The organism is Methanosarcina vacuolata Z-761 (assembly GCF_000969905.1).
Lineage (GTDB): Archaea > Halobacteriota > Methanosarcinia > Methanosarcinales > Methanosarcinaceae > Methanosarcina > Methanosarcina vacuolata.
On sequence record NZ_CP009520.1, the window covers coordinates 4,135,548 to 4,148,185 of the forward strand.

Genomic DNA, 12,638 nt, shown 5'->3' on the forward strand with positions numbered 1-12,638 from the left:
AATAAACCTCAAATAATTAACTCTAAGGGAAGAAGATATATACCTAGTTTAAGAGACTTTTGGTCTGTTGAAAATATATAAATCCCCTTATTAGACGACTTTAAAAATAAATATAGCGAGTGGGGTGTAGAGTGAGTAGGATATAGAGTGAGTAAGATAAGAAGTACAGGAAAAAGAAGAGATCTTAAAAAACTAATTAGAATTGCCGGGCCAGCCGATTGAAGAAAAGTTAGCCGATTGAAAAGAAGAGGGGTCCTCAAAAGAACGCCAGGTTGCTGTTTAGCTTATTAAAGAGAGGTTAGCCGATTGAGAAGCTAACCAATCGAGAAAAGTTGTATAATCACGTAAACGTGTAACCTTTCCTCTTTTATTTCGCTTTACTCCTCTCCCAGAGTTTTTTCTACTGCGGTTATAACAGCCTCGAAGTTCTTCTGCCATTCCGTACTGTGGTCAAGCAGGCCCTGGATAACAGTGCCTTTATCTTCCATTTCTGCGACCTTTGGCTCAATAGGGAGTCTGGCAAGAATCGGAATATTGAAGTCTTTTGAGGCTTTTTCCACACCACCAGTTCCGAATACTTCTATTGGCTTGCCACAGTGGGGGCAAATAAGCCCATGCATATTGTCAACAAGCCCTATGATAGGCACGTCAAGTTTTTCAGAGAATTTTATTGACTTTCGAACGCTGATAAGGGCTACATCCTGGGGAGTTGTAACAAGCACCGAGCCGTCGCAATTGGGAATGAGCTGAGCCACACTCAGGGGTTCGTCTCCTGTGCCGGGTGGCAAGTCTATAATCAGGAAATCGAGTATTCCCCAGCTAACGTCTTCCAGAAACTGTTTGATTGCCCCCATTTTGGCAGGCCCTCTCCAGATTACAGGAGAATCTTTGTCTCCGAGCAGAAAACCGACAGACATCATAGAAAGATTTGGAAGTACCGAGACTGGAAGAATGCCTTCTTCATTAACCTCGAGCCTTTGAGACTCTAACCCGAAAATAGTAGGAATGGTCGGTCCGTGAATATCGCAGTCCAGAAGCCCAACTTTATATCCTCGCAGGGCCAGCCCAGCGGCCAGATTTGCTGCAACTGTACTTTTCCCTACTCCTCCTTTTCCGCTCATTACCATGATCTTGCGTTTGATACGCCTGAGATTGACTACTATTTTTGGCTCTTCTGGCTTTTTCGATAAGCTCTCAAGTGGTTGAACCTTATCTGTCATTTTTATCGCCTGTGTAAAATTTCCGTATTTTTCCCGGTTTTCAGATTTCTCTTTTACGAGTTAGCATCTTCACTAATGTCAGCGTTCTCAGCGCTGATATAGTTACCGCCCTTTATCTCTATTGCTTTTCCTGTGCTAAGGGCGAGAGCGATTTTCATTCTAGCAGCTTTTAGATCTTCCCAGAAAGCTCTCCTTGAGATTCCTACTCTGATAGCCGCATCTTCCTGCTTCAGACCTTCGACGTCTACAAGTCTCAATGCCTCAAGCTCTTCTACTGTGATGGATACAACCTCAAGATCCGCAAGCGGGACTCCTCTAGGCTTGAAATATGTGATGTCGGGCGTTTGCTCAACACGCCTCGGACACTTTGGTCTTCCTCTGCATTTTTTCATAGGTTACTTATGCACATTGCGGAATAAATATATAATAATTTCTCTTGCCTAACAGAAAGATATATATATTTATGAACAAATGAGTGAAAGTGAGGTTGCCTGCCACAAAGTTAGAGGAAGTTTTTATAAAAGTATGAGTACCTGAAAAGGAAACGGTAAAGCGCTTCACGCATTTAAGTCCTGGGGAGTCAGGGTTTTGTAGACGCAAAGGCACAGTAAGGTAAACTTATCGCCCTTTGGCGATGACTTCCTCAAAGAGGCAACAACAGAAAATGTCTGTGAAGATTAAATGAGAGTCAGAACTTCATCATTAAACAGAGTGTCTTATTTTATAATTTTACTATAATTTTTCCTTAATTTCCTCTTTTCACCTGGAACTCTATCTTGTATTTCGATATCCCTCGTAGAAATATTTATACCTTCACAGCTTATCTGTGACTATAATTCCCTATCCATGTTAAAAATTCCCGGGAGAAAAAAATGTGCAGTGCGCGTTATGCCGGATTAAGGAATGCGTAAAAGGCAAAAATTGTTCAGTCATTAAATCTGGGCTTGAGTATACAGGCAACGATCTTAAAGCAATTCAGATTTCTGCCTGGCTCGAATCCGATGGCATGAAAAGGACAAAACTTGAAGAGATCGCTATTTATGCAAAAAGTCTTGGGTACACAAAAATAGGAATTGCTTTCTGTGTTGAATATGAGCGAGAAGCCAGACTGGTGTATGACATTCTTTCAAGATATTTTGAAGTGTTTTCAGTTTGCTGTAAAGTATGTAGCTTCGAAAAAGCCAGCCTGGAAATTAAAAAATTCAAGGATATTGAGTATGAAGCAGTCTGTAATCCTATAGGTCAGGCAATGCTCCTGAACGATGACCTTACGAATCTCAATATCATGCTGGGGCTTAAAACAGGCTATGATATCCTCTTTGCAAAATACTCTGAGGCTCCTGCGATAACGCTTCCTGTTGAGGAATTACCTCAGTTGGCGGATTCAGAAATTGATATTATAGAATGAATTTTCAAAGTTAATTTTTAGAAGTAGTTCTTGGTTTTGTGAGTTAATGCCCTGGAGAAAAATATGCTCAAAAAATCGAAAACATCTGGACAGGGTTTTAAAACCGGGTCTAAATGCCTGAAGATCAGAGCTCATCACCTTTGCTGCATCCAGGGTTTTCAGGGCTATGGGTACAGCCCAATTTTTGTGGCAAATTTAAAGGCCGTAATTTCAGATATTAAGGCTTTTCCTTCAAGACCTCTGGAACTGGTATCTGAATGTGATGTAATCTGTGCGTCCTGTCCAGGCAAAAAGGAATGCACTGCGCAAGAATCAACTATCTCTGGCAGGATAAAGAGTATGGATCTTGCTGTTATGGAGAAATTAAAGATAAAAGAAGGAACAATTATGGAGGCAGATAAAGCCTTCAGTTTAATCAATTCACAGTTGACTAATGCATCAGAAATTAATGAAGTCTGTGGCCCCTGCAAATGGAGACAGAAATGTCTCTGGTACATGCAGGAAGAAAGGTGAACTGCCACCAGGCTAAAGACTTAGCGGCTTCCTTAATTCAGAGATGATCACCGGCATCTCCAAAGGCTTTAATCCGGCTGGTCCGTCCGTACTGAGTCTCGCTCCTTCGCTCGTTTCAGCTTTACGTAGTTACAAGCTAGAATAGAAGGTTTTTCTATGAACCGCGGCCTAAAAAATGAAAATGTTCTGTTTTATAATTATATTTTATATTTCTGTTTTATATTCCTATTTTATATTTTATTCTTTTAATGTTTAATTGAAACTTGTTTCTTGAATATTTTTCCGGACTGTTATTTTAAACCTGCACTGATCTCATAGATTTTTGCAAGAAACTCGACATTCTGAACCGCATTCTGTTCTATTCCCAAATCAGATGGAGAAAAACCAAGAGCAATACCCAGTAGCTGAGAGTAGTGAAGGACAGGGATCGAGTAATCCGTTCCGAATTTTTCATTGACTGCGAGCTGTCCCCTATCAAATTGCAGGTGGCAAAAAGGACATGCATTAACGATACAGTCAACTCCTGCTTGCCGAATACAGGCGAGCTTGTGCTCAAGCATCTCAAGGGATTCGGTATTATGTCCTGAGCGGACTCCCCCTCCGGCTCCGCAGCACATCATCTTGTCGGTATAGTCTACACTTTTTGCACCCGTGGCTTCAACGAGTTCGTCAAAGAAAACCGGAGCCTCCGTTTCTCCGAGATTTCTATCCCTTGAAGGCTTGATAAGGTGGCATCCGTAGTGTAGTGCCACTTTAATGTCAAGCTGGGTTGTGACATACTCCTTGAGTTTCTCAGGCCCAAATTCCTTATATAGATATTCGATTATATGCCTGACCTCGGCAGTGCCTCTGAATTCCATACCGATTTCTTTAAGGCAATTATTCGTGCACGCCTTTAATTCCGGATCTTTTTTCAGTTCTAGATTAGCATCTGCCAGGGAGCCGTAGCAACCATTGCAGACCGTAAGTACATCTCGACCCATCTTTTCAGAAAGAACTATATTCCGGCTGGCAAGGGCAAGCCAGGTTGCTTTATCAAAGGACTTGAAGACTCCTGGAGCAGGACAGCAGGAGGCTCCTGGCAGATCGGATACGTCTATATCAAGCTTTTGCAGGCAGAGCTTAGTTGCTTTTTCAATCCCGGGATAACGGTTGGGTACGATGCATCCAAGAAATAGCGATAGTTTTTCCATATTCTGCCTCCTTATTTTTCAGCCGTTAGCTCGTCAAATTTGCATGCTTTGAGAAGATTCCTTACCTCTTGAAGGGCTTCAGGATACTTCTGGACGGTCTCAGGTATTGGATCAAGACCCAGTTCTTCCCTCTTTTGCTTTGTTTCTTCATCCAGAGGGACTGAATGCCCGAATTCCATGACCATTTCCGAGACCTTCCTGTGCTCTGGAAGCATGAAACCTTCCTTTACTGCAAGTCTCCGGAGCTCAAGGAGAGCATCAGTAATTGGTATCTCGCGCGGGCAGCGCTCCTGGCAGGTATAACAGGTAGTACAGAGCCAGAGGGCGTCATCGGAGAGGACTGATATTCTATTCTTGCGTGCGTCCCGAAGAATTCTTCGTGTATTAAGCCCGGTATGCCGTCCAGAAGGACAACTCCCTGTGCATATGCCACACTGCATGCAGGAAAGTAAGTCAAGACCTGCATCCTTTAACACTTTTGGCAATTCTTCACTCATACAGGTTCACTGTCTGATTTAGTCGGTTCGTCTTTTTAAGAAAAGAAAAGTAAGCAAAATAATTAGATAAAGAGAAAATTCCGCAACTGAAATTGAGTTATAGAGCTTTACGATAAACAGGTTTTTCCTGACAAGCTCTTTGTAATAAGTCCTTTTCCAGATTTTTCACTGATAAGTCCTTTTCCAGATTTTTCACTGATAAGTCCTTTTCCAGATTCTTCACTGATAAGTCCATTTCTTACAGATTTTTCTCATGTTAATTATTAATCTCATAATATTTAACATAAACTAAATTTGTTCGGGTTCAATAACAGGAGTGAAGAATTTGGCTCAAGGCTGACAATTACGAATTTTCGAATCTCTTTTTATTGATTATCCATTAATGAGTTAGTTTTTGCTGACCATTCATTAATGAGTTGTTTACCAATTGTCTGTTACTGATCTTGTTTTAATACCTTCAGGCAGAGGTTCTTGTTTTAGATATTCCTTAAAACCTGTGCCTTTAGATATATTATATTTAGTATTATATAAAAATAAGTTTCCGAAAAAATATTCGTTTTTCCAGACTCAAAATATCTCCGTTTCCAGTCTTTTCCTGCAGATCTTTAGTGCTTTTAGGTTTCATCATGAAAAGTTTATCCCAAGATCTCTAAGTCCGTTGAGTTTTGCAAGATTGATCAGCAGTGGTGTAAGCGATTCCATGATACTTGCCTGTTTGAGAGGACCTCCATCCAGGGGTTTCATGCATCCCATATGCTCTGTAAGATTAATGACCATCTTCTTTGCTTCGACATCATCGCTACACACCAGTGCATGGTGTACAGCTTTGCACTTAACAATATCTCTCAATTTTCCTGCCGGAATGTTGTGGAAAGCTGCAACAACTTTTGTAGAAGCCGGGACATTTTTCTGAATTGCAAGAGCGGCTGAACCTTCCTCTGGAGGCTTATATACAAAAAGATCTCCTTCCTTTACCATCGGGACTACAGGAGTAATAAGAATCTTGTCTTCAAGCGCCTCACGAATCTCATGCAGCAAAGGCAAAACGTGGCCAAACCGAATAGTAAGAATTATTACTTCGGCTGCCTGCGCAGCTTCATGGTTACTGTTTCCTGTAATAGTTATCTTAGACGTATCAAACCCGCAGTTTTCAAGTTCGGAAATGGCTTCTTTTGCGGCTTCATTGGCAGTTTCCTTGGATCTGGACCCTATAATTACTTCATTCTTTACGCCTTCAGCCATAAGGTTTTGAAGGGCCAGTCTGAGCACCATACCTTCTCCTATATTGCCAGTTCCTCCTAATACAGCTATTTTTAACTTTTCAGAACTCAATTTGAAAAAACCTCCAGTTTGCTATATTTTCCATAAAATATATCGGAAAGTAATGTACCTTTTGTCTTTGTTTATGAAATTAAGATCGCTAATTAAATATATTATGGATAGCGACTCCAAATTTCTATAATTACTTTCATTAATCTGAATATTTATCTAAGACTATAAAACTAAACTCTTTTATTAATTTCGCTTTTCTCATTTAGTATTTCTTTTAATAATTCAACACCCTAAACACACTCTGGAAAGACATTGCAAAGATTTAGAGATATACATCGCTTATATTTTGCTTGAATTTTTATTCAAGCAGTAAAACTCCAACACATATAGTTTTCTCAGGTTTGCAGAACTCAAGTACAAGTCCTGCTTTTTCCATTGCCTTCTGGAGGTTTATTCCTACAGCTTCAGGTGCAAACCGCCTCAACTCTGGCTTTATACATTCCTTAAGATTACAGATATCACATTCGTTGCAGGAACCGGGCCTCAGAAGATGCGCAAAAGTAAAGCCTTCCCTGAAAGCTTCATGTTCAAGCTCTAACATTTTATGGAAGGAGTCCTTACGAATTTCTCCCCAGGCCTCAAGGATATCCGACACCTGTGAAGTATCGCGTTCATCGATAAGTAGAAGCGCACTATTGTATTCTCCTATGATTTTTCTAAACTCTTCAACCGATATAACATTAGGTGGACAGCTCAGTCTCTTTCCATAACCTCTGCAACCGTAAGCGCATTTTAGAGCAATCCTGTTTTCAACCGGAATGTCTTCTGAATCCACAAGGTAAGCCTTGAGCCCCAACCCTGAAGCCTTTTCAACAAGATCGTCGAATTTTCCTAACATGACAACCTCCTTTCAAAAAAAACCTATTGTTTTTAATTCTTGTTTCTTCTTAATTTGTTTTCTTTCCAATTATTTTTTTATTTTTGGGAAAAACGAATTAAGCTCTTACTAGCCCTAAACTAGCCCTAAACTAGCTCTAAAGTTAACTAACCCTAAAGTTAACTAGCTTTGAAGTTAACTAGCCCTAAAGTTACTTTTTATCTTTTAAGAAATCACTGCAAGAGAGATATTTTTTAAAAAACTACTGAAAGAAATATAGTTTTGTTATGAAAAACAAAAATTATTACATATATTTACTATCTATATCTGCTCATAAATTCTTACCATATTCACTACTAAGTGACATCTCTTAATTGATAACAGATAATTAGTAAAGGAATCTACATGATTAAAAAAGTACCTTTAACCGAATTGAAAAACCGGATGAGAAATTTTAGAAAACGGATGGATATCTCAAATCCTCAATGGGAGATAGCTGTTATCTTCAGCAAGATAAATCTATATTATTTTACAGGTACGATGCAAGATGGAATGCTGATTATCCCTAAGCACGGAGAAGCAACTTTCTGGGTACGCCGCAGCTATGAAAGAGCCCTAGATGAATCTTTATTTCCAAATATAGAACCTATGAACAGTTTTCGTGATGCTACAAAAAGTATAAGTGGACTTCCGAACACGGTATACCTTGAAACCGAAGTTGTTCCTCTAGCTTTGTACCAGAGATTTCAAAAATACTTCCCTTTTAAGAATGTCAAATCTGCTGACTCTCAAATTTGCGCTGTCAGAGCAGTAAAAAGCGAATATGAACTCTCGCTAACAAGAGAAGCTGGCAAGATTCATCAGCATGTGCTGGAAGATCTTGTGCCCGAAATGCTGCATGAAGGAATGAGTGAAGTAGACCTGTCAACCGAACTATTTTCAGTTATGGTCGAAGAAGGCCATCATGGATTATGCCGCTTTGGGATGTTTGATACCGAGATGTTCCTGGGAAATGTGTGTTTTGGTGAGAGCTCGATTTATCCTTCTTACTTTAACGGGCCTGGCGGAAATTACGGGATGAGCCCTGCGGTTCCCCTGATAGGAAGCCGTGATAGAAAACTGAAAAAAGGAGATCTGGTATTCATTGATATCGGATGTGGAATTGAAGGTTATAACACGGATAAAACAACAACATACATGTTTGGTTCTTCGCTTCCACAATATGCAATCGATGCCCATAATAAATGCGTGGCAATACAGAACGAGGCTGCTTCAATGTTAAAACCAGGAGCCATACCTTCAGAAATATACAATACCATAATGAGCAATCTAGATTCGGAATTTCTACAGAATTTTATGGGCTTTGGTAACCGTAAAGTAAGATTTCTCGGGCACGGCGTCGGACTGCTAATCGATGAACTGCCTGTAATTGCAGAAGGCTTTGACGAGCCCCTTCAGGAAGGAATGGTATTTGCCCTCGAACCTAAAAAAGGAATCGAAAACATTGGAATGGTCGGAATTGAAAACACCTTTATAGTGACTGCCAAAGGTGGAGAATGCATTACCGGTGACAACCCGGGATTGATTCCTGTATATTGATCACTAAAATACTGTATAAACCCAAAGTCTAATCGATTCATAGAAAACTGACATTAAGATGAAGCTGTTCGAAGATTATATTTTGAGCCATTTCAACAACTCCGACTCCACATCCGGGTTTACAATATATTTTGTAAACTTGCCTTCTACTTCGGAGGAAATGATCTCATCTTCCCTTAATTTTTTTATATGCCAGTGAGTAGTGCTTTTGTCTAAATTCAGCTTTTCTGAAATTTCCTGATTTGTAATCTCAGGATTTTCCAGAATATTAAGGAGTATTTGTTTTCTTGTACTGCCTTTAAGATGTGAGATTATTGTTTTATCGTTGCTTGTGAAAACATTGGAATTTTGAAAGACTCTTGTGAACTTTCCTTCCTTCTTAAAAGTCAGCTCCTCTTCGGATTTGAGTGTTCTGATCTGATACCTTATAGATCCCAGACTAATTTTCAGGTTTCTTGAAATTTCAGACGGCGTACACCCTGGCTTCATCAGCACATAATTAATAATTCTCTTTTGAATAACATTTTTACTCAGGCTCCTTACCTGACCAATAATTATAGGAACCAGTTTAAAAAGAGAAACAAAAGCAGCCAAATATCCGATTATGTAAGCGATTTTAAATGACAAAGGAAATTCCCAGAATGAGTACGTCACATCAGCACCGCTCATATCAACAGCAGTACCCAATTTGTCGAGCTCTTCTTCGGGTGGGCAGGGACCAACTGTATATCCTCCGGTATCTGCACTGGTTATACCCAGGATACTCAGGAAAAAGATACTCAGGAAAAGAATAAAAAATAAGCTCTTCTTCCACATAATTGGTCCATAATTTGATTAATTTGTTTGTAATCCATTGGTCATCGGTTAAGGAATTTTCTTGCCAAAAAGCTATCGATTTTGCACTAAATGGCCTTAAATTTTGGCCTGTTTACATGAAATCGACACCTGTTCCATCTCATAAGTTATTAAAAAATTTGAGAAATGTTGAAGACATTGGCGCAATTTGTTACGATTCATCACCTAACCGAAGACGCATGGTTTGTAATCAAATTGTGTAAGTTTGTAATCAGATTGTGTAACCTTCTGTTCCGGTTACCCTGTATCCATATACTTCATACTTCCAGGTCCCTGATTCAATTCCGTTTGAGTTTTGAATATTCAGGCGAATTCTCCCGTTAACTGCGCCATCAGCGCTGTCATAGTAGGGACCTAGCACTGAGCCGCTAGGAGTGTATATCTTAAGCCGAAGAGAATCCGTCGAATCGCCCCAATTAAGATCAACAACAAGAAGAGTAAGACCAGTACCTACATATTTCCCATGTAGATTTGTCTCTCCCTGGCGGATGGTATCATAAACTGTCAAAATACCTGCATCTGTGTCAATGAGTCCAACTTCAGTATTACTTGAAGGTACTACGATATAGCTGCTTGAAGTTTCCGCGTTTTCCACATTTTCAGATGCCGTCGCTGTAGTAACAGATAAAAAAAGTAGGGTTATCAATGTAATAAATAATATCTTTCTTGACATGTTCAACCTCCTGATAACACGTATCAAAAGAGTTTACTTAAATTTTATGGATAGATAATCCAACGATCTAGCCAATAACTTTATAAATCTATAAAAAACTTAAATTTAGATATGAATATTCGTTCAGTTGGATGATTTGGTCACAAATTAGTTATAAAAGTAAGTTTCTAGAAAAGAATGAACATTAAAAAGATGTTTAGTAGAGTTCAAATTCTCTCTGGAAAGTCTATTTGAACCCCACCTTTGCCCGGAGGCAAGGATAGGATAGTTTTACGAATATTTAAGGCTTTTTTGATCCTGCCTCCTGGAAAATGAACAGGAGTGAAATAAATGATGAGCCTATCCCAAAACCTACTTAATTCTAAATAACCATGAGTTTTCAGGATCATTTTAGTGATTAGGTCTTCAACTGACTGTACCAGATACGAAATTCAAAAATCAAAAATTCAAAAATCAAATTTTGAATTTCAGGATAGGCTCCGTTTTAACCTGATCTCGCCTTTATTTTTATTCATCTTTAGAATCTTTTAGATTCAATAATTTTCTTTTTATCCGCTTCCCATAAAACGCAATAACAGTCAAACTTACAAATATACCTGAGATGAAGATAAGAGGATTTTTACGATCAGCAACCGAGTTCTCTATGTCAATGTTTTCTATAGAATACTTGGTAAATTCAAAAGTTTCATTCTTCATATCTAGGACTTTACTTTCATTTTCTGACCATATTTTTAGGTTATGACTTCCTGGAGTAAGAATCAAAAGATTCCCTGGATACAGAGGCCCAAAATCATCCAGATAAAAATAAAGAGTCCTGTTTGAGTCCACAAAATTTTTTGAGTACCCAATTATATAATTACCACAGTATTTTTCTTCCTGACCTGGAGTCTCAAAACTTCTGTTTTGCTTTTCCTCATTTACAGTGTTTATGCTATCAGAGCCTCTGTTTCCATAAAAGTCGGTTGCAAGAACTTTGATAGTATGTTTTCCTTCAGGAAGTGAAAAATTCCTGCCTGATTGGAGATTTCCCATGCTCTGGTTGTCAAAGAATATGTCAATAGTAGCCTCTGGGTCAGATACATTATAGAAGAGTTCAAATGAGGCTCCAGAGGCCTCAGAATTGGAAATATTAACAAATGGAGCCTGATTCTCGTCAGGACTAGCCAGATAGATGAGACTTTTGGCAATCAGAAAACTTGCATTCCTGACAACCGAAAAATCGATATTGTCAACTGTATCACTTAACTTGTGGAAGTTTCGGTCGTTGTGATGGCAAATGGCTACTGCAGGGATATCGCTTTCCCAGAAGATTTCATGATCTCCTCCGATTAAAGGATGAATAAAGTTTGAATAATCCGGAACTAAGGACTGAATTCTGATTCCTGAGTTTTTTGCTTCGTTTTCAAAAATAGTTTTAAGCCAGGTATGCTGGGGAAGGTAGTCTACGTAGAGAGGCTCATTTCCTATAGAATCCACATTAATAACTGCAACGATATCATTTTTCAACTCAGGATGGGCTTCAACCCATGCCTGGCTGCCAAGAAGATTGTATTCTTCCCCGGAAAAGGCAATGAAATATATTGTTCTGTCAAATGACTCATTCTGTAAGACCCTTGCAAGTTCAAGCATGCAGGCCACCCCTCCTGCATTATCATCCGCTCCGGTTCCGTTGGCCGATTCACAAACATAGGTGTCGGACCAGACTGGCCAGAGATAGGGCTTTCTGATCTCAGAATAAAAAATATCCTTCAAACCTGATTCTGGAGGTACAATTATTCTTGAATCATAATGCGCGGTTATGAGAATAATCTCGTCTTTAAGAGCTTTTCCCTCTTTAATCCCCACTACGTTTGTGCCGCTTACATTCCAGTAATTAAAGTCCCGTGTACGTACTCTCGCGGAAAAATTGTCCAGAGAAACCTGCAGGCCTGCTTTTTCCATTTCATCTTTTATAAATAGGGAAGCTTCAGCAGCGTTTTTACTTCCAATTTTTCGTTCTCCAAAAGAAGATATAATTCGAGTTGACTTTTCAAGTTTGGTTTGAGAAACATCAAAAGGTATAGATGTGTTGTTATATTGTATATTGGAATCAAAACTGTAGGCTGCCAGAGCGTCTACATTCTTTTTAGATAGTCCACTTTCAATATCAAACGATGGTGTTGCGATATAGTTACTTGATATTTCTCTTTTGTCTATATTCTCAGTTGTTGCTGCTGTGGTGGAAGATAGAAAAAGCAAAGTTGTCAATATAATAATAAGCATCCTGCTTGACATTTCAACTCTCCTGTTAACACGTATCAAAAGAGTTTACTTAACTTTTATGGCTAAACCGTCCAACTATCGAATTAATAGCTTTGTAAATCGTAAAACAATCTAAGTTTAGATTTAATTATATCTTCAATTGGACGATTTGGTCACAAATTAATTATAAAAGTAAATTCTTAGAAAAATATGAACATTAAAATTAATGTTTGGTGGAGCTCAAATTATCTCTGGAAGGTTTATTCGAACTCCACATTGCCCGGAGGCAG

The 12,638-nt window shown here is 39.0% G+C and carries 12 protein-coding genes; 3 read left to right on the top strand and 9 right to left on the bottom strand.

All coding sequences use genetic code 11. The features are described from left to right. Positions 1-377 precede the first annotated feature (377 nt). Both MSVAZ_RS17015 and MSVAZ_RS17020 read right to left on the bottom strand, forming a co-directional pair. On the bottom strand, positions 378-1,220 hold the full coding sequence (locus MSVAZ_RS17015; protein ID WP_048122915.1) for an Mrp/NBP35 family ATP-binding protein: 843 nt from the start codon (positions 1,218-1,220) through the stop codon (positions 378-380). A gap of 53 nt (positions 1,221-1,273) precedes the next feature. Beyond that, positions 1,274-1,612 carry a DUF134 domain-containing protein gene (locus tag MSVAZ_RS17020; protein ID WP_048122918.1) on the bottom strand — a complete coding sequence of 113 codons (339 nt, stop codon included), beginning with the start codon at positions 1,610-1,612 and terminating at the stop codon, positions 1,274-1,276. 482 nt (positions 1,613-2,094) lie between these two features. On the opposite strand from MSVAZ_RS17020, the gene MSVAZ_RS17025 reads away from it, so the two are divergent. Both MSVAZ_RS17025 and MSVAZ_RS17030 read left to right on the top strand, forming a co-directional pair. Next, the gene (locus MSVAZ_RS17025; protein ID WP_048122920.1) at positions 2,095-2,628 is read left to right on the top strand and encodes a DUF1847 domain-containing protein; all 534 of its coding nucleotides are present in this window, start codon (positions 2,095-2,097) and stop codon (positions 2,626-2,628) included. Positions 2,629-2,691: 63 nt separating this feature from the next. Then, positions 2,692-3,141 (top strand): DUF1284 domain-containing protein, encoded by a 450-nt coding sequence (locus MSVAZ_RS17030; protein ID WP_048122922.1) that lies wholly within the window; start codon positions 2,692-2,694, stop codon positions 3,139-3,141. Positions 3,142-3,431: 290 nt separating this feature from the next. Here the strand turns inward: MSVAZ_RS17030 and hdrB are convergent, their stop codons facing one another. The 4 genes from hdrB to MSVAZ_RS17050 form a co-directional block, all read right to left on the bottom strand. Then, positions 3,432-4,334: a CoB--CoM heterodisulfide reductase subunit B gene (gene hdrB, locus MSVAZ_RS17035; RefSeq protein ID WP_048122924.1), complete on the bottom strand. Its 903-nt coding sequence runs from the start codon at positions 4,332-4,334 to the stop codon at positions 3,432-3,434. Positions 4,335-4,345: 11 nt separating this feature from the next. After that, positions 4,346-4,831: a CoB--CoM heterodisulfide reductase subunit C gene (gene hdrC / locus MSVAZ_RS17040; RefSeq protein WP_048122926.1), complete on the bottom strand. Its 486-nt coding sequence runs from the start codon at positions 4,829-4,831 to the stop codon at positions 4,346-4,348. 624 nt (positions 4,832-5,455) lie between these two features. Continuing rightward, positions 5,456-6,163, bottom strand: a complete 708-nt coding sequence (npdG, locus tag MSVAZ_RS17045; RefSeq protein WP_048122928.1) for an NADPH-dependent F420 reductase — start codon at positions 6,161-6,163, stop codon at positions 5,456-5,458. 298 nt (positions 6,164-6,461) lie between these two features. Continuing rightward, positions 6,462-7,001: a DUF2284 domain-containing protein gene (locus tag MSVAZ_RS17050; RefSeq protein ID WP_048122929.1), complete on the bottom strand. Its 540-nt coding sequence runs from the start codon at positions 6,999-7,001 to the stop codon at positions 6,462-6,464. A 384-nt stretch (positions 7,002-7,385) separates the two neighbouring features. Between MSVAZ_RS17050 and MSVAZ_RS17055 the strand changes: the two genes are divergently transcribed. Next, complete coding sequence (locus MSVAZ_RS17055) at positions 7,386-8,579, top strand: M24 family metallopeptidase (protein ID WP_048122930.1); 1,194 nt, start codon at positions 7,386-7,388, stop codon at positions 8,577-8,579. 75 nt (positions 8,580-8,654) lie between these two features. Here MSVAZ_RS17055 and MSVAZ_RS17060 read toward each other — a convergent pair whose 3' ends face one another. The 3 genes from MSVAZ_RS17060 to MSVAZ_RS17070 form a co-directional block, all read right to left on the bottom strand. Continuing rightward, positions 8,655-9,395: a winged helix-turn-helix transcriptional regulator gene (locus tag MSVAZ_RS17060; protein WP_048122932.1), complete on the bottom strand. Its 741-nt coding sequence runs from the start codon at positions 9,393-9,395 to the stop codon at positions 8,655-8,657. A 250-nt stretch (positions 9,396-9,645) separates the two neighbouring features. Continuing rightward, positions 9,646-10,107: a hypothetical protein gene (locus tag MSVAZ_RS21460; RefSeq protein WP_048122935.1), complete on the bottom strand. Its 462-nt coding sequence runs from the start codon at positions 10,105-10,107 to the stop codon at positions 9,646-9,648. A gap of 507 nt (positions 10,108-10,614) precedes the next feature. Then, positions 10,615-12,381, bottom strand: coding sequence for a M28 family metallopeptidase (locus MSVAZ_RS17070; RefSeq protein WP_048122937.1), 1,767 nt, complete (start codon positions 12,379-12,381; stop codon positions 10,615-10,617). Positions 12,382-12,638 lie beyond the last annotated feature (257 nt).